20 protein-coding genes are annotated in these 21,319 nt (G+C 62.3%); 10 read left to right on the forward strand and 10 right to left on the reverse strand.

Annotation, left to right across the window (positions count from 1 at the left end):
• The first annotated feature begins 5 nt into the window (after window positions 1–5).
• Window positions 6–1,187 carry a 2-methylaconitate cis-trans isomerase PrpF gene (gene prpF, locus LG385_RS11160; RefSeq protein WP_225774342.1) on the forward strand — a complete coding sequence of 394 codons (1,182 nt, stop codon included), beginning with the start codon at window positions 6–8 and terminating at the stop codon, window positions 1,185–1,187.
• Between the two features lie 15 nt (window positions 1,188–1,202).
• Here prpF and LG385_RS11165 read toward each other — a convergent pair whose 3' ends face one another.
• The 4 genes from LG385_RS11165 to LG385_RS11180 all read right to left on the reverse strand — a co-directional run bounded on the left by LG385_RS11165 (window position 1,203) and on the right by LG385_RS11180 (window position 5,254).
• Window positions 1,203–2,141 carry an AraC family transcriptional regulator gene (locus LG385_RS11165; protein ID WP_225774343.1) on the reverse strand — a complete coding sequence of 313 codons (939 nt, stop codon included), beginning with the start codon at window positions 2,139–2,141 and terminating at the stop codon, window positions 1,203–1,205.
• A gap of 24 nt (window positions 2,142–2,165) precedes the next feature.
• Window positions 2,166–2,996 (reverse strand): oxidoreductase, encoded by an 831-nt coding sequence (locus LG385_RS11170; protein ID WP_225774344.1) that lies wholly within the window; start codon window positions 2,994–2,996, stop codon window positions 2,166–2,168.
• Between the two features lie 121 nt (window positions 2,997–3,117).
• Window positions 3,118–3,891 carry an L-iditol 2-dehydrogenase gene (locus LG385_RS11175; RefSeq protein ID WP_225774345.1) on the reverse strand — a complete coding sequence of 258 codons (774 nt, stop codon included), beginning with the start codon at window positions 3,889–3,891 and terminating at the stop codon, window positions 3,118–3,120.
• A gap of 46 nt (window positions 3,892–3,937) precedes the next feature.
• Window positions 3,938–5,254, reverse strand: coding sequence for an ABC transporter substrate-binding protein (locus LG385_RS11180; RefSeq protein WP_225774346.1), 1,317 nt, complete (start codon window positions 5,252–5,254; stop codon window positions 3,938–3,940).
• A gap of 277 nt (window positions 5,255–5,531) precedes the next feature.
• On the opposite strand from LG385_RS11180, the gene LG385_RS11185 reads away from it, so the two are divergent.
• Both LG385_RS11185 and LG385_RS11190 read left to right on the forward strand, forming a co-directional pair.
• A complete protein-coding gene (locus LG385_RS11185) occupies window positions 5,532–6,452 on the forward strand; it encodes a helix-turn-helix domain-containing protein (protein WP_225774347.1) in 921 nt (306 codons plus the stop codon).
• 12 nt (window positions 6,453–6,464) lie between these two features.
• Window positions 6,465–7,370 (forward strand): carbohydrate kinase family protein, encoded by a 906-nt coding sequence (locus LG385_RS11190; protein WP_225774348.1) that lies wholly within the window; start codon window positions 6,465–6,467, stop codon window positions 7,368–7,370.
• A 37-nt stretch (window positions 7,371–7,407) separates the two neighbouring features.
• Here the strand turns inward: LG385_RS11190 and LG385_RS11195 are convergent, their stop codons facing one another.
• Window positions 7,408–8,301 carry a LysR family transcriptional regulator gene (locus tag LG385_RS11195; protein WP_225774349.1) on the reverse strand — a complete coding sequence of 298 codons (894 nt, stop codon included), beginning with the start codon at window positions 8,299–8,301 and terminating at the stop codon, window positions 7,408–7,410.
• Between the two features lie 206 nt (window positions 8,302–8,507).
• Between LG385_RS11195 and LG385_RS11200 the strand changes: the two genes are divergently transcribed.
• Together LG385_RS11200 and dctA are read left to right on the forward strand one after the other, a co-directional pair.
• Complete coding sequence (locus LG385_RS11200) at window positions 8,508–9,677, forward strand: mandelate racemase/muconate lactonizing enzyme family protein (protein ID WP_225774350.1); 1,170 nt, start codon at window positions 8,508–8,510, stop codon at window positions 9,675–9,677.
• 74 nt (window positions 9,678–9,751) lie between these two features.
• Window positions 9,752–11,068, forward strand: coding sequence for a C4-dicarboxylate transporter DctA (dctA, locus tag LG385_RS11205; protein ID WP_225774351.1), 1,317 nt, complete (start codon window positions 9,752–9,754; stop codon window positions 11,066–11,068).
• A 127-nt stretch (window positions 11,069–11,195) separates the two neighbouring features.
• On the opposite strand, the gene LG385_RS11210 is transcribed toward dctA, so the two are convergent.
• Window positions 11,196–11,729, reverse strand: coding sequence for a GNAT family N-acetyltransferase (locus LG385_RS11210; protein WP_225774352.1), 534 nt, complete (start codon window positions 11,727–11,729; stop codon window positions 11,196–11,198).
• Window positions 11,730–11,893: 164 nt separating this feature from the next.
• Between LG385_RS11210 and LG385_RS11215 the strand changes: the two genes are divergently transcribed.
• The 3 genes from LG385_RS11215 to LG385_RS11225 all read left to right on the forward strand — a co-directional run bounded on the left by LG385_RS11215 (window position 11,894) and on the right by LG385_RS11225 (window position 13,191).
• Window positions 11,894–12,175, forward strand: a complete 282-nt coding sequence (locus tag LG385_RS11215; RefSeq protein ID WP_225774353.1) for a DUF4258 domain-containing protein — start codon at window positions 11,894–11,896, stop codon at window positions 12,173–12,175.
• Window positions 12,172–12,609, forward strand: a complete 438-nt coding sequence (locus LG385_RS11220; RefSeq protein ID WP_225774354.1) for a helix-turn-helix domain-containing protein — start codon at window positions 12,172–12,174, stop codon at window positions 12,607–12,609. Before LG385_RS11215 ends, LG385_RS11220 begins: the two co-directional genes overlap by 4 nt.
• 66 nt (window positions 12,610–12,675) lie before the next feature.
• The gene (locus LG385_RS11225; protein WP_225774355.1) at window positions 12,676–13,191 is read left to right on the forward strand and encodes a hypothetical protein; all 516 of its coding nucleotides are present in this window, start codon (window positions 12,676–12,678) and stop codon (window positions 13,189–13,191) included.
• Here LG385_RS11225 and LG385_RS11230 read toward each other — a convergent pair.
• From LG385_RS11230 to LG385_RS11245, 4 genes are all read right to left on the reverse strand, one after another.
• Window positions 13,188–14,807 carry a methyl-accepting chemotaxis protein gene (locus LG385_RS11230; RefSeq protein WP_225774356.1) on the reverse strand — a complete coding sequence of 540 codons (1,620 nt, stop codon included), beginning with the start codon at window positions 14,805–14,807 and terminating at the stop codon, window positions 13,188–13,190. The two genes, LG385_RS11225 and LG385_RS11230, sit on opposite strands and share 4 nt — an antisense overlap.
• Window positions 14,808–14,957: 150 nt before the next feature.
• The gene (locus LG385_RS11235; protein ID WP_181114155.1) at window positions 14,958–15,140 is read right to left on the reverse strand and encodes a hypothetical protein; all 183 of its coding nucleotides are present in this window, start codon (window positions 15,138–15,140) and stop codon (window positions 14,958–14,960) included.
• A gap of 103 nt (window positions 15,141–15,243) precedes the next feature.
• Window positions 15,244–17,667 (reverse strand): glucose/quinate/shikimate family membrane-bound PQQ-dependent dehydrogenase, encoded by a 2,424-nt coding sequence (locus LG385_RS11240; protein ID WP_225774357.1) that lies wholly within the window; start codon window positions 17,665–17,667, stop codon window positions 15,244–15,246.
• A 93-nt stretch (window positions 17,668–17,760) separates the two neighbouring features.
• Window positions 17,761–18,936, reverse strand: a complete 1,176-nt coding sequence (locus LG385_RS11245; protein ID WP_225774358.1) for a carbohydrate porin — start codon at window positions 18,934–18,936, stop codon at window positions 17,761–17,763.
• Between the two features lie 451 nt (window positions 18,937–19,387).
• On the opposite strand from LG385_RS11245, the gene LG385_RS11250 reads away from it, so the two are divergent.
• Together LG385_RS11250 and LG385_RS11255 are read left to right on the forward strand one after the other, a co-directional pair.
• Window positions 19,388–20,362 (forward strand): threonine/serine dehydratase, encoded by a 975-nt coding sequence (locus LG385_RS11250; protein ID WP_225774359.1) that lies wholly within the window; start codon window positions 19,388–19,390, stop codon window positions 20,360–20,362.
• Window positions 20,359–21,309, forward strand: coding sequence for an ornithine cyclodeaminase family protein (locus LG385_RS11255; RefSeq protein ID WP_225774360.1), 951 nt, complete (start codon window positions 20,359–20,361; stop codon window positions 21,307–21,309). The genes LG385_RS11250 and LG385_RS11255 overlap by 4 nt, the downstream gene beginning before the upstream one ends.
• The last annotated feature ends 10 nt before the right edge of the window (window positions 21,310–21,319 follow it).

A 21,319-nucleotide genomic window follows, 5' to 3' on the forward strand; every position in this document is an offset into this window, starting at 1 on the left:
CTGTGATGCCCCATGCCCCACAAATCAAAATCCCCGCCACCTACATGCGTGGCGGTACCAGCAAAGGTGTTTTCTTTGCACTCGACGACCTCCCCCCGGCTGCTCAAGCGCCCGGTGTGGCGAGGGATGCTTTATTGCTGCGCGTGATCGGCAGCCCCGACCCGTATGGCAAGCAGATCGACGGCATGGGCGGCGCCACGTCCAGCACCAGTAAAACGGTGATCCTGTCGCGCAGCCTTCGGCCTGGTCACGACGTGGACTACCAGTTTGGCCAGGTGTCCATCGACGCCGCCTTCGTGGACTGGAGCGGCAATTGCGGCAACCTTTCCGCCGCCGTGGGGCCGTTCGCCATTGCCCAGGGCCTGGTCGATCCGGCGCGAGTGCCGCACAACGGCATCGCTACGGTGCGCATCTGGCAGGTGAACATTGCCAAGACGATCATCGCCCACGTACCGATCACCGATGGCCAGGTACAGGAGACCGGTGATTTCGAGCTGGACGGCGTGACTTTCCCTGCCGCGGAAGTGCAGCTGGAATTCCTCGACCCTGCTGCCGATGACGCAGAGGGCGGCGGCGCGATGTTCCCCACTGGCAACCTGGTGGACGAGCTCGAGGTACCCGGTGTGGGCACCTTCCGCGCCACGCTGATCAACGCCGGCATCCCCACCATCTTTTTGAACGCCGAGACGCTGGGCTACACCGGCACGGAGTTGCAAGGCGCGATCAACGGCGACGTCGAGGCCCTCACACGGTTCGAAACCATCCGGGCGTACGGCGCCCTGCGCATGGGTTTGATCACTCAACTGGATGAAGCGCTCACGCGGCAGCACACGCCGAAAGTGGCCTTTGTGGCACCGCCAGCCGGCTACACCGCCTCCAGCGGAAAGGTGATCGCGCCTGAAGATGTCGACCTGTCGGTGCGCGCGCTGTCCATGGGCAAATTGCACCACGCCATGATGGGCACCGCCGCGGTGGCCATCGGTACTGCGGCGGCGATTCCGGGCACCCTGGTGAACCTGGCAGCGGGTGGCGGTGAGCGTACGTCCGTACGCTTCGGCCACCCTTCCGGTACCCTGCGAGTGGGCGCCGAGGCGAAGCAGGTAGACGGCCAGTGGCAGGTCACCAAAGCGATCATGAGCCGCAGCGCAAGGGTGCTGATGGAGGGGTGGGTCAGAGTGCCGGGGTAGCAAGGCAGCCGGCCATCAATGGGACGACACAAACACCGACGGGCTGGCGGGCGCGGGCAAGCCATAAGTGGCCTTCATCCATTGCACCTCGGCTACCGGCGTGCGGCCGAAGAACCGCTTGAACTCCCGGCTGAACTGCGACGGGCTTTCGTAGCCCACCGCGAAGGCCGCCGCAGCGGCGGACATGTCGCTGCGCAACATCAGCAGCCTGGCCTGATGCAACCGCGTGGATTTCAGGTATTGCATGGGCGTGGAATCGGTCACCCGACGAAAATGAAGGTGGAAGCTGGGCACGCTCATGGTCGCCTCCCGTGCCAGCGCTTCCACGCTCAAACCCTCCTGGTAATGGCTATGGATCTTGCGGATCGCACGGGTGACCCTGGCGAAGTGGCCCTGTTGATTGAGTGCCGCCCGCAACGAGCCCCCCTGTTCTCCGGCGAGGACCCGGTAGTAGAGCTCCCTTACCAGCGCCGGGCCAAGGATCACCGCGTCATCCGGATCGGTCATTGCTTCGAGAAACCGTAACGTAGAGTCTGCCAATCGGTCGTCCATCGGTGATGAGTACATGCCCTTGGGGGGCAATCGGGTGGGCCCGATTGCGCTATCGACCTCCATCAGCAGCTCGCTGGCCAGCCGGAAATCCAGCCGCATGTACACCGCCAGCATGGGTTCGGCGGGGCTGGCGTCGGTTTCCATAGTGAAGGGCACAGGCACTGACACCACGAGATAATGCTGGGCGTCGTAGACATACACGTCCTCGCCCAGGTACCCCCGCTTGCGGCCTTGGCAGAGGATCACAATGCCGGGGTCGTACAGCACCGGGGTACGCCGCAGCGGTTGGTTGGAGCGCAAAAAACGCACGTCGTCCAGGGCGCTGAGGTTGTAACCCTCTACCGGGGCGAGCACCTCCATCAACTGCACCATGCGCGCGGTGCGTGCCCAGCGATGTTCCATCGAAGTGGCCCTTTCCTGGCAGCTTTAACCGTCGGTCGAGCGCGTGAGCGTTGCCCATTGCTCGATTTCTTGCAACCTGGCCGCATGGTGATCGCGCACCAGCGCCAAAGCATCGCTGCCCAGCAAGAGGTGCGCCGGCGGCCGTGGGTTGTCGATAAGCTGCAGAATAGCCCGCGCGGCCTTCACCGGATCGCCCAGCTGCTTGCCGCTTTTCTCATGGCGCGCCTGGCGCACCGGATTGAAGCTGGCGTCGTAATCGGCGATACGCCTGGGCGTGCGCTGCATGGACCTGCCCGCCCAGTCGGTACGAAAAGAGCCCGGCGCTACCGCCGTCACATACACACTGAAGGGCGCAAGCTCCTTGCCTAGCGCATCGGAGATACCCTCCAGCGCAAACTTGCTGCCGCAATACCAGGCGATGCCGGGCATGGTGATGCTGCCGCCCATGGAGGTAATGTTGATGATGTGCCCACTGCGCCGCTCACGCATGGTTGGCACGAACGCCTTGGTGACCGCCACCGCGCCGAACACGTTCACATCGAATTGCTGACGCAATTCCTCCAGCGAAGACTCTTCGAACAAGCCTTCATGCCCGTAGCCGGCATTGTTGACCAGCACATCTACCGGGCCAAAGCGCTGCTGGGCATCGGCCACCACAGCGGCCACCTGTTCGAAGTTTGTAACGTCCAGGAGCACTGCGTGGGCATTCGGCCCATTGGCTTCGAAAGCTTCGAGCGCGGCCTGGTTGCGCACCGTACCAATCACTCGATGGCCGGCCGCGAGGGCTTCGTTGGCCAGCGCTTGGCCGAAGCCGCTGCTGATACCGGTGATGAAAAAGGTTTTTGAAGTCGCCATGGCCGTGTCTCAGTAAGGGGACCGTTAGCGTAACCAGCCCCAACCGAAGCGCCATTGCCCACGCTTACACAGGTATTGCCTATTCCTATGGACCACACGAGGGGCGACCGCGAAGCAGCCCTCAGCTCATCCAGTTCCCGCCATCCACGTTATAGGTTTGTGCCACCACATAATCGCTTTCGGCCGAAGCGAGAAACACGGCCATGCCCACCAGGTCCTCGGCGGTCGCCATGCGGCCAAACGGTACCTCCTGGCTTACCAGGCGTTTTTTCTCGCCAAGGGGGCGGTTTTCGTACTGGGCGAATAACGCGTCCACGCCGTCCCAGTGCTCCCCGTCCACCACCCCGGGTGCGATGGCGTTCACGTTGATGCCCTGCTTGATCAGGTTCAGCCCTGCCGATTGCGTGAGGCTGATCACGGCGGCCTTGGTAGCGCAATAGACCGCCACCAGTGGCTCCCCTCGCCGCCCGGCCTGGCTGGCCATGTTGATGATTTTCCCGCCGTGGCCCTGGGCGATCATCTGCCGGGCGGCCGCTTGAAGGGTGAACAAGGTGCCCGCCACATTGATCGAAAACAGCCGGTCAAAACTTTCGCGGCTGATCTCCACGATGGGCGCCAGGTCAAACAGCGCCGCGTTGTTTACCAGAATATCCAGCTTGCCAGCGTTGGCCACCACCGCCGCGACTGCCGCGTCTATGGAGCTTTGATCAGTCACGTCCATGCACACGGCGTAGGCGCCGGCGCCGAGCTCACGGGCCGTGGCTTCGGCGCGTTCAAGGTTGATGTCGGCAATGGCCACCGTTGCGCCTTCCCTTATATAAGCCTGTGCGAAGGTGCGCCCGATACCCCGTGCCGAGCCCGTGATCAATGCACTTTTACCGTCCAGTCGTTTCATACCTGCGTTCCTGCGTAAGAGTTGAGTTGCCAGCGAGCAGACGCGGCTACTTGGGGTAACCCGCGCGCTTCATTTCCCGTTCCGTGCTCGCCTGCGCTGCGGCCAGGGCCTGGTCCACGCTTGTCTGCCCGGTCAACGCCGCGGAAAACAACTTGCCAACCGAAGTGCCGATGGATTGAAACTCTGGGATCACCACGTACTGGATGCCCTGGTACGGCACTGGCTGGACGGAGGGGTGTGAGGGGTCGGCATGCTGCATCATCGCCAGGGTCACCTTGGCGAACGGTGCGGCGTTCAGGTAAGCGTCGTTGTAGGTGGACTGGCGGGTGCCCGGCGGCACGTTGGCGATGCCGTCCTTGTCGGCGACAAGCTTCACGTACTCCTTCGAGGTGGCCCAGGTGATGAAGGCCTTCGCCGCGTCCTTGTGTTTGGAGCTTGCAGGAATCGCGAGCGACCAGGCGTACAGCCAGGACGAGCCCTTGTCCGTCACTTCCACGGGCGCAGCCACGAACCCTACCTGGTCGGCCACCCTGCTCTGGGTTTTGTCGGTGGTGAAGGAGCCCGCCACGCTGGCGTCCACCCACAAAGCGCATTTGCCACTGTTGAACAGGGCCAGGGTTTCGTTGAAACCGTTGCTGGACACGCCGGGTGGGCCGTACTTTTTCAAGGTATCGACATAGAAGTTGGCGGCGGCGGTCCATTCGGGGCTGGTGAGTTGCGGCTTCCATTGCTCGTCGAACCAGCGCGCGCCAAAAGCGTTGGCCATGGTGCTCAACAGGGCCATGTTTTCGCCCCAGCCGGCCTTGCCACGCAGGCACATGCCGTACTGGCCCTTGGCAGGGTCATGCAGTTTGCTGGCAAACTCCCCCAACTGGGTCCAGGTGGGGTGTTCCGGCATGGTGAGGCCGGCTTGCTTGAACAGGTCTGTGCGGTAATAGGTGAGCGTGCTTTCGCCGTAGAACGGAAGCGCGTACATCACGTTATTGACTGAAAGCCCCTGGCGCACGGCGGGGAAAATATCTTCGACGTCGTAGCTGGCCGGCAGGGCCTGCAACGGTTCGAGCCACTTCTTTGCGCCCCACAAGGGCGTTTCATAGGTGCCAATGGTGAGCACGTCGAATTGCCCGCCTTGGGTTGCGATGTCGGTGGTGAGCCGCTGGCGCAGCACGTTCTCTTCAAGCACCACCCAATTGAGCGTGATGCCCGGGTGCTGTTCTTCAAATACTTTGCTCAACCGCTGCATGCGGATCATGTCGCTGTTGTTCACCGTGGCAATGGTGACGGTATCCGCCGCATGGCTGATGAGCGTGACCGACAGCCCGGCACACAGTGCAAGCGCTTGCATGGGTTTGATGGCGTTCATGGCGTTCTCCCACTCTATGCCTGGCCGGCACGAGCGTTCTTGTTTTTGTATCCGCCATAGCGAGGGCACATCGGATGGCGGGCGCGGCTCGATTACAGCACCCACTCCCGTTGCCCACAAACGATCCACGAACGCTGCACTGATACTTTTTTTGCCCATCGGGGCCTGGGCTGAAAAAGACAAGAAAGTATCAATCGTGCGTAGGCGGCGTGCTGGTCAGTGAAGATGGCCATGGGTATGCTCGAGCCACATCGACAATAAAACACAGGTACCCGGTATGCGGGCCACTCACGCCACCCTGCTGGATCATCCGCCCGCCGAACTGGAAGTGATCCTCCCGGAGCCCGGGAACGGCTTTCGCTGGTTCGAGCATGACTACCCTTACCCCCTTGCCCGCTGGCACCACCACCCTGAGTTCGAGCTGCACCTGATACGCCACGGCCACGGCAAGCTGCTGGCGGGCGACTATATTGGCCCCTTCCGCCCAGGCCATGTAGCGCTGATCGGCCCTGACCTGCCCCACGACTGGATCGGCGATCTCACACCGGGCGAGCGCCTTCCAGGCCGTGACGTAGTGCTCCAGTTTGACGGCGAGGCCTTGCTGGGGCTGGCCAGTGCGTTGCCGGAACTGGCCGAGCTGAAGGGCCTGTTCAGCAGTGCGCGCCGGGGCCTGGAATTTACCGGGCAAACCGCCAGGCGCGCTGCGGTGATGATCGAGGCGGTAGGCCTGGCCCGAGGGCTGGAGCGCCTGACCCGCTTTCTGCAACTGTGCGACACCCTGGCCAAGGCACCCCTGGCGGACCGTCGCCCGCTGGCAAGCCCCTGCTACTCGCCCGTGCTGGATGATCGCAGCGCCGAACGGATTACCCAGGCGTTCGAGTACCTGCTAGCCGAGTTGACCGGGGACATCCGCTTGAGTGTGGCGGCCGAGCGCGTTGGCATGAGCGAAGCGGGCTTCTCGCGGTTTTTCAAGCGGGTGACCGGCCACGGCTTCGTGGACCTGATGCGCAAGCTGCGGGTGCAGCGGGCGTGCAGGTTGTTGATGCAAACCCACCGTTCGGTAGCCGATATCTGTTTCGACGTAGGCTACGCCAACCTGTCCAATTTCAATCGTCACTTCCGCCATGAAATGGCCCAAACCCCCAGCGAATACCGGCGCCAGGCCAGCGCCGGTTCGCCACCGCATTCCCTACAATAAGGAACCCCTCGCATGTCCCTCCCCCGTGTCGTGGTATTCGGCGAAGCGCTTACCGACATTGTGCAAACCACTCCTGGCCACTGGCGCGGCTACCCGGGCGGCGCGCCCTGGAACGTGGCCCGCACCCTCAGCAAGCTAGGCATCGCTACCGGGTTCGGCGGGGCCATCAGTGAGGATTCATTGGGTGAGGAGATCGCCGAGCAGTCGATAGCCGCCGGGCTGGACATGCGTTTCATCCAGCGAGTAAAGGCAGACCCATTGGTTGCCGTCGTGCCTTCCAGCGCCCCACCCACGTACTTCTTCGCCGGTGAAGCCGACTTGCGCTTCAGCCTCGACGCGCTGCCTGAGGGTTGGTTGGATGAAGTGGAAATCTGCCATTTCAGCTGTATCAGCCTGGCCCGCGAGCCCCTCGCCAGCTTGCTGATACGCACCGCCGAGCAGGCGAAAGCCGCAGGCAAAGTCATCAGCTACGACCCGAACTGGCGCAACCTGATGACGGCGCGGTACCGCGAAGAGACCTTCCCCACCCTGGGGAAGCTGGCGAGCACGATCAAACTGTCGGATGAAGACTTGAAAAACCTGTACCCCGGCTACGAGGAAGCCCAGGCGCTGCAGGCCCTGCGCGAACTCAACCCCGAGGCGCAGGTACTGTTTACCCGGGGCGAACGCGGGCTGACGCTCTACACCGCCGAGGGCACCCACGAGCAACCCGCGCTGAAGGTAACCGTGGCCGATACCGTGGGCGCGGGCGATGCCAGCATGGCCGGCTGGCTGGGCTCGGGGCTGCTGGGCATCACCGACCTGCAGCAACGGCTGGTATTCGCCGCCGCTTGTGCGTCGGTGTCCTGCAGCCACGCCGGCGCCTACTCGCCAACGGTTGCAGAGGTAGAGGCGTTGATTGCCGAGCGCGGCCGCTGAGGTGCCCATGTATTGCCGATGAGGAGCGGCGCTGCAGTCAAAAGCCGCTTTCGCCAGCCTCGCTTACCTCCCGCCAGAACGCTTCGGCGAAGGGAGGCAAAGGCGCCACCGGCCGGGCCAGATGGATCTCCAGGGGGATGTCCCAGCTCTCGTCCAGCGCGCGAACCAATCGGCCATCCGCCCGTTCCTGCTCTGTGAGGCTGGCAGGCAGCCAGGCCACCCCTTTATTCTCCAGCGCCACCGAGGTGAGCACCGCTGCCAGGTGGCTACTGAAGCTTGGCTGCAGGTGGAGGTATTCCGCCTTGTGCTTGAGGTGATGCTCCACAATACGCCCGAGCCCCGACTCCCGGGTGTACGCAAGGTAGGGCAACGCTTCGATATCGCCGGTAAACTCGGCATCGCTCCCCATCAACGGCACGAGCGTATCGGTGCCCACGGGCTCGCTGATAAATTGCCCGGCTGGCAGTAAAGGCGGCACTTGCGGATGGCGGTGACTCAACAGAAATTGCGCCTGGCCGTGCACGAGCATCCGCTCGCATTCAGCCATGCTGTCTGACAACAGCCTCACTGCCTGGATAGGCGCGCCGCCCCCCACTTGGCGAATCCACCGCGGGAAAAAGGTAAACGACAGGGAGTGGGTGGCGGCGAAATGCAAACTTTTGGCCGCAGTACCGGCGAACTCCCGCGCGTCGTCGCGGATCCGGTAAAGCCGCACTGCGGCGTCCTGGATACTACTGAGCACGTGTTCACCAGCGGGAGTCAACGTCGCCCCTTGGGAAGAACGCTCGAACAGAGGCACACCCACCCATTGCTCCATCGCCTTGATCCGGCGGCTGAAGGCCGGCTGGGTGACATGCCGCACCTGGGCGGCGCGAATGAAGCCACCCTGCTCGGCGAGGGCGATAAAGTCTTCTAGCCATGCGAGTTCCACGGCCATGCCTCCTGTGCATCGTCACAAATGACCTGCAGCAATCGCGCTCGATCCGGGAGGGACCTTAGGCTGGGCCATTGCTTGACGCACGCTGCAAGGAAGGATTCCCGGCAATGCCGTTTCGGCATTGCCTGCGCCGATAAGAGCATTATGCGGGCGCCCTTCGCAAGCATAAGTTGAAGTCCTCACAACAAGAGGACAGCGCCATGCGCATCGTTGAAATTCGCGAGAAAACCGTCTCTATCGCCTCCCCTATCGCCAATGCCTACATCGACTTTTCCAAGATGACCTGCTCGGTGGTGGCGGTGATCACTGATGTCATTCGAGACGGCAAACCCGTGGTGGGCTATGGCTTCAACTCCAATGGGCGTTATGGCCAGGGCGCGCTGATGCGTGACCGTTTTCTCGCGAGGATCAGCGAAGCCGATCCGGCCACATTGGTTGACGAGGTCAACGATAACCTCGACCCCTTCGCCATCTGGAAAACCCTGATGAGCAATGAGAAGCCTGGCGGCCACGGCGAGCGCTCCGTGGCAGTGGGCACCATCGACATGGCAGTGTGGGATGCCGTGGCCAAGATCGAGGGCAAACCCCTGTATCGCCTGCTGGCCGACCGTTATCGCGGTGGCGTCGCTGATGACAAGGTATGGGTATATGCCGCAGGCGGCTACTACTACCCCGGTAAGGACCAGACCAAGCTCAAGGCAGAAATGCAGAGCTACCTTGATCGCGGTTACGACGTAGTGAAGATGAAGATCGGCGCAGTTCCGCTCGATGAAGACATTCGCCGCATCGAAGCCGTGCTCGACGTTGTGGGTGACGGGCGCCGCCTGGCCGTCGATGCCAACGGCCGATTCGACTTGAAGACTGCGATTGCCTACGCCGAAGCCATCAAGCAGTACAACCTGTTCTGGTACGAAGAAATCGGGGACCCACTCGATTATGCCCTGCAGGCTGAGATGGCCAATCACTATGAACTGCCCATGGCCACGGGCGAAAACCTGTTCTCCCATCAGGACGCACGCAACTTGCTGCGCCATGGTGGCATGCGCCCGGACCGGGACTTCCTTCAATTCGACTGCGCCCTTTCCTACGGCCTGGTGGAGTACATGCGCACCCTGGACGTCATGAAGGAGCTGGGCTGGTCTTCCCGCCGCGTGGTACCCCATGGCGGGCACCAAATGTCCCTGAACATTGCCGCCGGGCTACACCTGGGCGGCAATGAATCGTACCCCGACGTGTTCCAGCCCTTCGGCGGGTTCGCCGACGGCATTCGGGTGGAGAACGGCTATGTGGGGTTGCCGGACATTCCGGGTGTGGGGTTCGAGGCCAAGGCCGAGTTGTACAAGGTGATGCGCGAATTGGGCGAAAGCTGATCCACGCTGCACAACAGCGGCCCCCTGTCGGGCCGCTTTTTGTCCTCATACAAGAACAACACCGAGGTACAAACATGAACACGGCTACGCGCTGGTACAAGCTGCTGTACGTCCAGGTATTGATCGGCATCGTCGTCGGCGGCGCGATCGGGTACTTCATCCCTGACTTCGGCGCCAAACTTCAACCGCTCGCCGATGGGTTCATCAAGCTCATCAAGATGCTTCTCGCACCCATCATCTTCGGCACCGTCGTGGTTGGCATTGCCAAGATGGGCAGTATCAAGGAGGTCGGCCGCATCGGCGGCAAAGCCCTGATCTATTTCGAAGTCGTTTCAAGCCTGGCGCTGATCATCGGCTTGGTGGTGGTCAACATCATGAAGCCTGGCGAGGGCATGAACATCGATGTGAGTTCGCTCAACGCCGACGCCATCAAGGGCTACACCCAGGCCGCCGAAGCCCAGGGCGGCGCCATCAGCTTTTTCATGAACATTATCCCTACCACCCTTGTGGACGCTTTTGCCAAGGGCGCCATGCTTCAGGTGATATTCGTCTCAGTGTTCATGGGGGTTGCGCTCGTGCAACTGGGCGAGGTGGCCAAGCCGCTGGTCAATATCATCGATCTGCTACTGCAGAGCCTGTTCCGGATCGTCGCCATGGTCATGCGGCTTGCCCCCATCGGGGCGGGCGCCGGGATGGCCTTCACCATCGGCAAATACGGCATCGGCACCCTGGTATCGCTTGGGCACCTGATGCTGGCGCTTTACGTCACCACGCTGTTTTTTATCATCGTGGTACTGGGCTCCGTCGCGCGCTGGGCCGGCATTCCGCTGTTTACCTTCGTGCGTTATTTCAAGGACGAAATCCTGGTGACGCTCGGCACCTGCTCCACCGAAGCCGTGCTGCCGCGCATGATGGTCAAGCTGGAGAAGCTGGGGTGTCAGCGCTCGGTGGTCGGCATGGTGCTGCCGACGGGCTACACGTTCAATTCCGACGGTACTTGCATCTACCTCACAATGGCGGCGATCTTCGTGGCGCAAGCAACCAATACGCCGCTCACCCTTACCGACCAATTGGTAGTACTTGGGGTTCTGCTGCTGACCTCGAAAGGTTCGGCCGGCGTGGCGGGTGCCGGCTTCGTCACCCTCGCGGCAACCCTCTCGGTGATACCGGAAATACCGCTGGTAGGCTTGGTGCTACTGCTTGGGGTTGATCGTTTCCTCAACGAAGCGCGTGCGGTCACCAACCTCATCGGTAACGGAATCGGCACCCTGGCCATTGCCAAGTGGGACGGGGCGTTCGACCACGCGGTTGCCGACAAGGAAATCGCCGCCATGAGAAACCCCGAAGCGGCGGCCACGGCGCCGGCTGGCAAGGCCAACACATTGTCATGATCACCTTGGCTCGAGCGACGCTGCCGAACCGACTCAAGGAGGGTGCGCACCGGGTGGAATACTTCAAAGCCATGGCCCTGTACCGGATCTCTCAGGCCTTGCGAGGCAGTAACCGACAGGCGAAGCCTCACGGCCTCCCTGACTCATCCCGGGCAGTCGCTCGGAACAGCCGGCTCGGTGGCTGACCTGGCACGTCGTCAAGAACGCCGCACGGTTGCATGCCGATCTTCTCGAGCACCTTGATCGAGGCCGCGTTATCCGGCCGCACAAATGCCCATACCTGCGGGAAGCCCAAAGGGCCGAGGGCATGGCGCAGCGCTGCTTGCGCCAGCTCCGTGGCATAACCCTGGCCCCAGGCTTCCACGGCCAAGCGGTAACCCAGGTTCAGCCGTTGCTCGCCCAGGTAGCTGTGCCAGGCCACGCCGCCAAAGCCGATGACCTGCTCCGGCGCGCCCTGCTCCGCCACTGCCCACCAGCCAAAGCCATGTGCGGCCCAATGCGCCAGCCAGGTAATCAGCAGTTGCTCGGCCTGGCCGGGATCAGTGAACGCGCCCGCAGGGTTGAAGGCCTGGGTACGCGGGTCGCTGTAGATCGCGAACAAGCGCGGCAGGTCAGCGGTGGTTGGCTGGCGGTAGGTCAGGCGGGTATGGGGTTGGGGCATGGTGCTGGGCCTGGCTGTAAACAGGAAGTAAATAGAGGACGAACCGTCTTTAGCCCGTCGGCCTGGTGACTGATTGACTTCCCGGGTAAGCGGCTTACCATGGCTGAACCTATAAAAATCATAGGCAGTCGATATTGAAAACGTCGCTATGGACGAGACAGCAATTGGAAGACATCGTGCACGTTCTGGCGATGGACTCCTGGCGGGTAATTATCACCGACCATTGTCAGCAGCGCATGGAGCAGCGCGGAGTCACCTACACCGAGGTGCTGAGGTGCCTACAGCGAGGGTTGATTCTTGATGAACCGTCCTTTGATAATGAACACAATATGTTTAAATTTCGTATGAGCGAGCCCCAACCAAGGGATATCGCCTGCGTTGTGGTCGCCGTGAAACCGAGCCCAGAGCCAGGCGAGCTCTTTGCCGTTACGGTATGGGAGGTATGAAAATGTACGAATACAAAGGTAGCGGCCTCGAAGGGATCTACCTGAAGAATGGCTATGAAATTCTTCAGACGCCTTATGGCCAGGGCGTTCGGATCGAAAATGTCCAAGGCTTGCACCGCGCCATTGCCGCAGAAATTGTCACACAAGGATCCCCAATGACTGGGCATCAGTTCCGGTTTTTGCGCAAGGAGCAGGACCTGGTACAGGCAGAACTCGCGGCAATCCTGCGCGTGGACGTCCAAACCGTAGCCAATTGGGAAAAACGAGGGCCTCAAGAGGTCCCCGGGCCGGCGGACATTGCGATGCGGGGCCTCTATTCAGCGTACTGCCATATTCAATACGGGCCGTATCAGGCCCCCAAAACGACGATCCCCCGCGAAACGGCAACCTTTACCTTGCAGGGTAAAGAATGGATCGAGGCCATCGCCGCCTGATAAAGCTCCAGCCAAGGCTACTGGAACCCGCTTCGGCGGGTTTTTCTTATCTGAAGGAATTACCGAATGCTCGCCCGCCTGCTACTGCCCTGTCTCGTTTCGCTAGCCGTGCTTTCTACCCAAGCAGCCACCAAAGCCCCGGCGAAAACCGGACCCGGGGAAGGCCTGGAGCTCACGGCCCCGGCACTGCTGGCCGGGATCAAGCAGCACCTGCCCGAGGAGCAGGACTGCCGAACCGTCACCTTCCAGAAGCCGCGAACGTTCAAGAACGGTGCGGTGATCAAGCAGAAACTGGAGCGCGACGGCGCCGAAATCGACATGACGTTCGATATCGCCAAATCGGGAAAGCTGGCCAATGCCCGGTTCGCGGCGGACACCAAAGACCCTGCACACCTTACCGTGATGCTTTGCGCCACCTATGCCGCCATGCGCACCCTGCAGCCGACCATGGAGCGCTCGGAGCTGGCACGGCAGGCCGCGCTTGAGCTATGGCAACAAGCGCAGCAACAAACCATCACCAAAACCTTCGCCGGCGAGCGATTCCGGGCGCAGATGGCGCCCTTTGAAGTGAATGTGTTTTAAACCTTGAACCGCTGCGCCAGCCCACTGAGGTCGGAGGCCAACCGGGACAGCTCCTGGCTGGCCGCATGGGTTTGCTCGGCGCCTGCTGAGGTTCTGATCGACAGGTCACGGATGCGCACGAGGTTACGGTCAACCTCTCTGGCCACCTGAGCCTGTTGCTCGGCGGCACTGGCGATCACCACGTTGCGCTCGTCGATTGCCGACACGGCAACCGAAATACTGCTCAACGCATCCTTGGCCGCATGGGCCTGCTCCTGGGTAACCCGGGCCTGGTCGGCACTGGTCAGCAAGGCATCTACCGTCTGTGTGGTGCCGGCACGGATGCTGGAGATCATCGACTCGATTTCCCGGGTGGACTCACCCGTACGGCTGGCCAACGAACGTACTTCATCGGCGACTACCGCGAACCCACGCCCCGCTTCGCCCGCGCGGGCAGCCTCGATGGCGGCGTTCAGCGCCAACAGGTTGGTTTGCTCGGCCACGGCGCGGATCACGTCCAGCACCTTGGTGATGCCGTGGGCTTGCTCGGCCAGGTTGCGGGCGTGTTCGGAAGCGCCCAATACGTTGTCGGTCAGCGAACCAATGGCCGAGAGGGTATCGCCCAACTGGCCTTGGCCGCGGAGCGCCGTTTCGCTCGCCGTTCGGGTTTGCGACGAGGCTGAGGTTGCGTTGGAGGCAACTTCGTCTACCGCTTGGCTCATCTCGGTCACGGCTGTGGCGGCCATCTCGATCTCGTCGTTCTGCTGGGCCAGCCCGGTCGCGCTTTCGCTCATCACCGCACTCATCTCCTCGGTGGACGAGGCCAGCTGCTGGGCCGACAGCATGATCCGCTCCAACGTATCCCTCAGCGTACCCTGCATCGACGCCATGGCCTGCAGCAGCAACGCCGCTTCGTCGGTGCCGCGGGTGTCGAGCCGCGCGGTCAGGTCGCCCGCGGCGATATTCTGGGCCGCAGCGACGGCGCTTTCGATCGGCCGGATCAGGCTACGGGTGAGGCGCCACGACAGCAGAACCGTCAGTGCCAGCGCCAGTACGATGGCCGCCAGGGTCACCGAGCGGGACTCGCCGTACAGGGCGTCGCCATTGTGGTTGTGCTCGCGGGACTCGTCGATGTTTTCCTGCTGAAGCGCCGCGGACAGCTCGTTCATCCGAGTGCCGGCGTCGGTCATGGTATGGGTGAAATAGTCGCGTGCAGCATCCACATCACCGGCGCTCACCAGGGCAGCTACATGGTCAGCCTGTTGCATGTAGGCGGTGTATAGCGTGAACAGCTGATCGTAGCTGGACTGCTCGATCTGGCTTCCGATCATTGGCCGGTAGGCCTTGAACAGCTCATCGAGCGTGTTGCCGATCTTGTGCAGCCCTTGCAGGGTTTCGCCCGCCGTGGCAGGAACCGCAACCATGCGCAATACCTGAATACGTACCCGCGCCAGTTGCAGCGCGATGGCGTCGCTGGCGATGATGCCAGGAACGTTCTCCTCCGAAACCAGTTTGGCTTGCGCGCGAATACCCGCCATCTGGTACAAGCCGAACAGGCCGAGGGCGGCCAACACGAAGGCAATGAGGCCAAAACAGACAACGCTGCGTTTGGCAATTTTGAGGGATCGCAGGTTCATGAGAGGTTCCGTGGCTCAAGCGGCGAAGCACGCCGGGTATGCACGGTTAGCGGCAAAGGCAGGGGAAAGTTTAGGCAGGGATGGCGCGGGTGGATGGAAGGTAAAACGGCTCGGCCCCGCAACAAGCGAGGCCGAGGCTACCAAGCGTACTCAGACGGCATTGCCCGGCGATGGCTCTTCATCATCGTCCACCGGTGGGGTCACCGGCGCTTCGTTGCCATCGCCCTGCTCGACATCCGACGAACCGCCTTCTTCATCGAGCAGCTCCTCGTCGCTGTCCGCACCTGCTGGACCTGGGTACGGGCTTGCTGTGCCATTGTCGTCATTAACCATGATCACTCTCCTGTGCACAGCGCAGAAGATCCGCGCTCAAGGTTGTGAGCGCAGCGGGAGGCCACTAGTGCCTCCCGCTGGACCAGCGGCACATCCTTTCTTGTCAGTCCTTCTCCGGCAATGCGTAGGCAATCACATAATCGCCACGATCAGGCGACTGCCGCGCCCCACCGGCGGTGATCACCACGTACTGCTTGCCGGTCTTTGGCGACACGAAGGTCATCGGGCCGCCTTGGCTGCCCACCGGCAGGCGGGCTTTCCAGGCTTCTTCCCCGGTGGCCGAGTTGAACGCACGCAGGTAGTAATCCTGGGTACCGGCGATAAACACCAGGCCACCCTGGGTAGACAAGGTACCGCCCAAGGTAGGCATGCCGATGGGCAGCGGCAGCCCCATCTTGATCCCCAGCGGGCCGGTGTCCTGAACAGTACCCACCGGCACCTGCCAAGCGATCTTGCGGGTTTTCAGGTCCACTGCGCTCAACGTGCCAAACGGCGGCGCCTGGCAAGGAATGCCGGCCAGGGACAGGAAGCGGTTCTTGTTCACAGCATAAGGCGTGCCTTTGAGCGGCACCGCACCCATGCCGGTGTTGATCGCTTCGCCACCGGACGAGGCCCGGGCCTCACGCTCGGCGGGCACCATCTGAATCCACAGGCCCAGGCGCATGTCGTTGACGAAAATGAAGCCGTGTACCGGGTCGGTGGAGACGCCGCCCCAGTTCATGCCGCCCAGTGAGCCCGGGAAGCTCAGGGACACATCAGTGCCCGGCGCGGTGTACAGGCCGTCATAACGCATTTTCTTGAACGAGATACGGCACAGCATCTGGTCGAACGGGGTGGCGCCCCACATGTCCGACTCAGTCAAGTGCTGCGCACCGATCTGCGGCATGCCCACCGAACGCGGCTGGGTAGGCGAGTACGGTTCGTTCGGGATGTCCGCCGCCTTCACCGGCACTTCCTGCACGTCGGTCAGCGGCTTGCCGGTGGCGCGGTCCAGCACATAGATCTGCCCGGCCTTGGTACCGATCACCACGGCTGGCACCTTGCTGCCGTCGGCCTGAGGGAAGTCGATCAAGGTCGGCTGCATTGGCAGGTCGAAGTCCCAGAGGTCGTTATGGACGGTCTGGAATACCCACTTCTCGTCGCCGGTCGTAGCGTTCAACGCCAGCACCGACGCGCCGTACTTGTGGTTGAGCTCGGTGCGTTTCACGCCATAAATGTCGGTGGACGGGCTGCCCATCGGCAGGAACACGGTGTTGGTGGCTGGATCATAAGACATCGGTGCCCAGCTGTTGGGCGTACTGCGCACGTAGGTGCTGTCGTTCGCCGGCGCTTGCTTGTCCTGCGGGTTGCCCGGGTCGAAGGCCCAGCGCATGGCGCCGGTGACCACATCGAAACCACGGATCACACCGCCAGGCATGTCAGCCTGCACGTTGTCAGCCACGCGACCACCCACCACCACGGTGGTGCCGGCCATCAAGGGCGGCGAGGACAGTTGGTAGTAGGAGTCCGGCACGCTGCCCAAGCCGGCCTTGAGGTCTACCTGGCCGTTGTCACCAAAGCCCTGACAGAATTCACCAGTGTCGGCATCCACAGCGATCAGCCGCGCGTCGATGGTGTTGGTGAGCAGGCGACGCTGGCAGTTGGCGCCAGCCGGGATCGAGACCGGGGTGGCTGGCGTGCTGGAGTCAGCAGGCTGCGCCACGGCGGCGCTGGCATCGAAATAGGCCAGCCCGCGGCAACGCTGCCACACGGCGGATTTGGCATTGATCTGCCGCTTCCACAGCTCTTTGCCGGTATCGGCGTCGAGCGCGATCACGTTGTTGTGCGGGGTGCAGATAAATACCTTGTCGCCCACTTGCAGAGGGGTGAGCTGGTCTTCCGCGCCATTGCCATCGCTGATGGCCACGTCACCGGTGTGATAGGTCCAGGCCGGGACCAGCTTGGACACGTTGTCCCGGTTGATCTGGTCCAGCGCGGCGAACCGGCTGCCGCCTGCATCGTTACCGTAGTTGTCCCAGTTTTTCTGCGCCTTGGCCGGATCGACCTTGGTCAGCCCCGGGCCGTCACCGCTGGGCGATACCGGGCTGTGCGGCAGGAACATGCCCCAGAAGCCCGCTGCCAGTGCGATGACCAGCACGGCGCTGAGGCCGTAGCCCAGGCGCCCGCCAACCAACCCATTGGATTTGCGCAGCGAAGGGTAAACCAGTGCTACCACCAGGCTGAGCACGCCCAGCGCGAACAGCCGCGAAACCAGGGGCCAGAAGTTCAGCCCCGCATCCACGACTGCCCACACAATGGACAGCACCATGACGACCGCGAACAGCCAGGCACCCCACAGGCGGCGTTTGAACAACAGAATGGCGGACACGATCATGCCGATGCCCGCGAGCAGGAAGTACCAGCTGCCGCCCAGCGAGGCGAGGTAGCCGCCCCCCGCGGTAAACAACAGGCCGAACACGAGTGTGCCGAGGGCGGCTATCCAGACAAGCCAGCGGCCGCCGGCCGCCGTGGGGTGGGGGTTAGACATTGTGTGCTCCTTCTAACGCTTGAGCCTGTGGAGGCAAATACCAATGAAGGTAGGTAGATTGTGGACATACGCAGTGTTCACTGCGTTCAGAACTCATAAAGCTGCTTTTACCTGTACGCCGAACACCAGCGCATTGGCCGTTTCGGTGCCATAGAAGGCCCCCGGCTCGATGATGTATTGAAGCGAAGGGCGCACCAGCAGCCAGGGCGAGAGCTGAGCGCCATAGGTCATCTCGACCAGCCCTTCGCCACTGCTCAGGTCGGGAAAATCCTGGCCATTGGCAACGGCAGCCTGCTCTTGCACGTCGCGGCTGCGGGAATTGAACACGGCACGGCCATAGCCTACGGCGACGGTATCGTTCGGGCGGCTGTCAAACGGCTTCTTCAGCGCCAGGCCAGCGGAATACCATCGCTTGAACGGCGATGCGGCGGCGCTGGCATCGGCGATCTGTCCAAAGACATGGAGGTTGCGGGCGGGGTCGGCCGCCGAAGCCCACACGGCCTGGTCCATGAGGAAGTAGGCGCCATCGCGGCCGGCCACGGTGTTGTCGCTGCCGATGCGAGGGGCATCGGAAGTGTCGTAGTAGTAACCCAGCCGGTACTCGCCCGGCAGCGCACCGTGCGGCGTATAGATCAACTCCACGGGCAACACATTGCCGGTGCTGTCCTTGGGGGTCACATGCCAGGCGCGGCTCGAATCGCCATTGCTCGCAGCATCAACCTTGAACGCCGCGACCTGAAGCGCGAATTCGGGATTGAATCGGTAACGGGCGATTGCACCGAGATGGCCGTTGGGGTAGTTGCTCCAGCCACTGCCGCCCGACATGGACAGCGCATGACCGCAGAAGCCCGCGTTCATGAAGTTGCAGAGAATGCCGGTGCTCAGCCCGCCGATATCGTTGCCCATGGCCATGAAGCCAAGCTTCACGTCCAGATCCGGCGTGAACAGCGTGTTTTCGTAGCTCAGCTCGGTAAGGCGCGTGTACAAGCCACCGTAGTTCTCCTGCACAGGCAGCCGGTTGCCGATCAGGTCATCGGAGCCGCTGTTGCCGCGCCGGTCGTTGAGGGTCACCTGGACCCTCCCGCCGTGCTCCAGGCCCAACAGCTTGTCCAGTTCAAAGCGCACACCGAGCTTTAGGTTCTGTGAATACCGTGTGCCCCGCTGCTTGCCACCGTGGGCGTTGTAGACGGTTTCTCCACTGTAGTCCCCGGTAAACCGGATGCCTTCATCCACCAGCCTGGAACGCTCACCGCCCCAGTCGCCGGACATCGTGGCCCTGCTTTGCCAGCCCTCGGCGTGGAGGCCAGCCCAAGGCGCTATCGCCCCCGCGCAACCAAGCGCAACACAGGCAAGACGGCGCAGCGGCCGTCTGAAAGCAAAAATCGAGGTAAGCAAAACGAGGATTCCATCAACTGCGACGGCATCCGACATTCCATCGGACGGTCAAGGCAGGTTATTCAATACAGACAGCAGCGGCCATCGCTGCTTATAGAAGGCCCGTCGCAGAGCGGAGTCACGCCCTGTTACGAAGCGGGCGCACGGTATCACAGCAAAGGCCGATGAACGGTATTGATTGTGTGGATTGGCTGAATCATCGAATTGGATAGCGATTTGCCCCTATGTAGACTTTTTATCCTTACTGGACTTATATTCCACACATGTTGTGGGAGCCGGCGCAACCGGCGAACCCATTTGCCAAACCTCTCGAACCAGGCCCCCAATGCCCGACAATCACCCCCTACCTGCCCTTTTCGATGCTATCCAACAAGCGCACCAAGCCCTTCGCCCTACAGTGCTTGAAACACCCCTCGCCTACAGCTCACAGCTGGCAGCGCTTACTGGCTGCCATGTGCACCTCAAGTGTGAGCACCTGCAGCGCACAGGCTCGTTCAAGTTTCGCGGCGCCAGCAACAAGGTCCGCTTGCTCACCGAGGCCCAACGCCGCGGCGGCGTGATCACTGCTTCCTCGGGCAATCACGGGCTTGGGGTGGCGCTCGCCGGCCATGAAGCGGGTGTTCCGGTCACGGTGTACGCCACCACCACGGCCTCGGCGCTGAAGCTCGATGCCATCCGCGCCTTGGGTGCCGAGGTGGTCACCCTCGACACCGATCCGCTGGCCGTGGAGCTGGAGGCTGCCGCCGAGGCACAACGGCAAGGCAAGCTGTTCGTTTCTCCGTACAACGATGCGCAGGTTATCGCTGGCCAAGGCACCATCGGCATGGAAATCGCCGAGCAGTTACCGCAGGTGGATGCGGTATTCGTAGCGGTAGGTGGCGGTGGAATGGTGTCCGGGATCGGTACGGCCATTCGGCAGCTCAAGCCAAACGCGCAGATCATCGGCTGCTGGCCGGCCAATGCGCCGACACTGGAGCGCTCGCTGGCGGCGGGGCACATTATCGAAATGGAAGAAGCAGACACCCTCTCCGACGGCACGGCCGGCGGTATCGAGCCGGGCAGCATCACGTTTCCCCTGTGTCAGCGCGTGATTGATCGCACGGTACTGGTAAACGAAGACGAGATCCGCACAGCGATGAAAGCCGTTGCGCGGTTCGAGCGCTGGATGATCGAAGGCGCGGCCGGCGTGGCAGTGGCGGGCGCCCTGAAGCTGGCAACCGACTATCAGGGCAAGCACGTGGCAGTAGTGATTTGCGGGCGCAACATACTGCTGGAGAAGTTTTTGGGGGCCATCCAATGAAGGTGTTCACCCAGCAGCAGATAGCCGCTTCGATCAATGCCGAGTTCGCTGCACAGGCCTTGCGTGAAGGGTTTACCGCGTACTCCCAAGGCAACGTGAAAGTGCCCCCGGTCCAGCATTTCGCGTTCGAACAGGCCAATGGCGATTGCTGTGTGAAATCCGCCTGGGTCGAAGGCTCCGATACCTTCACAGTGAAAGTCTCTACAGGCTTTTATGCCAACCCGGCCAAGGGCTTGCCCAGCAACAGCGGGCTGATGATGGTGTTGTGCGCCAACACTGGCCAGCCGTTGGCCCTGCTGCAGGATGAAGGCTGGCTCACCTCATTGCGTACCGCCCTTGCCGGTCAGATCGCCGCCCGCGCGTTGGCACCGTCTTTGGTGCAAGGCATCGGCATCCTTGGTACCGGTAGCCAGGCCCGCCTGCAATTGGAGTACCTGATGCCTGTCACACCCTGCCGCCAGGTCACGGTATGGGGGCGCACGGCCCAAGCGCTGGCGGACTATCGGCAATTCGCGCAAGGGCTGGGCTTCACCGTTACCACCACGCTGAGCGCTGAGCAGGTTGCCCGTGCCGCCAACCTGATCGTGACTACCACGCCTTCACGGGAGGCGTTGCTCAGGCGCGAATGGATACGCCCCGGTACGCACATCACTGCGGTGGGTGCGGATGCGCACGGCAAACAGGAACTGGAGCCGGAACTGGTAGCCGCTGCAGATGTGTTGGTGGCGGACTCGATCGCCCAGTGCAGCGAATTCGGCGAACTGTCCCATGCTGTCAAGGCCGGGCTGCTGCAGCCGGAGCGTCTCGTGGAGCTGGGCCATGTGCTGGCCGGCAACGCTGAGGGGCGCCGAAATGATGAGCAGATTACCTTGGCGGACTTGACGGGCGTGGCAGTTCAGGACGCAGTGATAGCCCGCTGCGCGTTCCGGGCCTGCGCTGGGCTGTAAACGGGCGTGC

It is taken from the genome of Pseudomonas sp. Marseille-Q5115, assembly GCF_916618905.1.
GTDB lineage: Bacteria > Pseudomonadota > Gammaproteobacteria > Pseudomonadales > Pseudomonadaceae > Aquipseudomonas > Aquipseudomonas japonica_A.

Bases quoted from the DNA above. Each gene is read 5' to 3' on its own strand.
- prpF (WP_225774342.1), top strand. From the start codon at position 6: ATGCCCCATGCCCCACAAATCAAAATCCCCGCCACCTACATGCGTGGC.
- LG385_RS11165 (WP_225774343.1), bottom strand. From the start codon at position 2,141: ATGGAACATCGCTGGGCACGCACCGCGCGCATGGTGCAGTTGATGGAG.
- LG385_RS11170 (WP_225774344.1), bottom strand. From the start codon at position 2,996: ATGGCGACTTCAAAAACCTTTTTCATCACCGGTATCAGCAGCGGCTTC.
- LG385_RS11175 (WP_225774345.1), bottom strand. From the start codon at position 3,891: ATGAAACGACTGGACGGTAAAAGTGCATTGATCACGGGCTCGGCACGG.
- LG385_RS11180 (WP_225774346.1), bottom strand. From the start codon at position 5,254: ATGAACGCCATCAAACCCATGCAAGCGCTTGCACTGTGTGCCGGGCTG.
- LG385_RS11185 (WP_225774347.1), top strand. From the start codon at position 5,532: ATGCGGGCCACTCACGCCACCCTGCTGGATCATCCGCCCGCCGAACTG.
- LG385_RS11190 (WP_225774348.1), top strand. From the start codon at position 6,465: ATGTCCCTCCCCCGTGTCGTGGTATTCGGCGAAGCGCTTACCGACATT.
- LG385_RS11200 (WP_225774350.1), top strand. From the start codon at position 8,508: ATGCGCATCGTTGAAATTCGCGAGAAAACCGTCTCTATCGCCTCCCCT.
- dctA (WP_225774351.1), top strand. From the start codon at position 9,752: ATGAACACGGCTACGCGCTGGTACAAGCTGCTGTACGTCCAGGTATTG.
- LG385_RS11210 (WP_225774352.1), bottom strand. From the start codon at position 11,729: ATGCCCCAACCCCATACCCGCCTGACCTACCGCCAGCCAACCACCGCT.
- LG385_RS11220 (WP_225774354.1), top strand. From the start codon at position 12,172: ATGAAAATGTACGAATACAAAGGTAGCGGCCTCGAAGGGATCTACCTG.
- LG385_RS11225 (WP_225774355.1), top strand. From the start codon at position 12,676: ATGCTCGCCCGCCTGCTACTGCCCTGTCTCGTTTCGCTAGCCGTGCTT.
- LG385_RS11230 (WP_225774356.1), bottom strand. From the start codon at position 14,807: ATGAACCTGCGATCCCTCAAAATTGCCAAACGCAGCGTTGTCTGTTTT.
- LG385_RS11235 (WP_181114155.1), bottom strand. From the start codon at position 15,140: ATGGTTAATGACGACAATGGCACAGCAAGCCCGTACCCAGGTCCAGCA.
- LG385_RS11240 (WP_225774357.1), bottom strand. From the start codon at position 17,667: ATGTCTAACCCCCACCCCACGGCGGCCGGCGGCCGCTGGCTTGTCTGG.
- LG385_RS11245 (WP_225774358.1), bottom strand. From the start codon at position 18,936: ATGTCCGGCGACTGGGGCGGTGAGCGTTCCAGGCTGGTGGATGAAGGC.
- LG385_RS11250 (WP_225774359.1), top strand. From the start codon at position 19,388: ATGCCCGACAATCACCCCCTACCTGCCCTTTTCGATGCTATCCAACAA.
- LG385_RS11255 (WP_225774360.1), top strand. From the start codon at position 20,359: ATGAAGGTGTTCACCCAGCAGCAGATAGCCGCTTCGATCAATGCCGAG.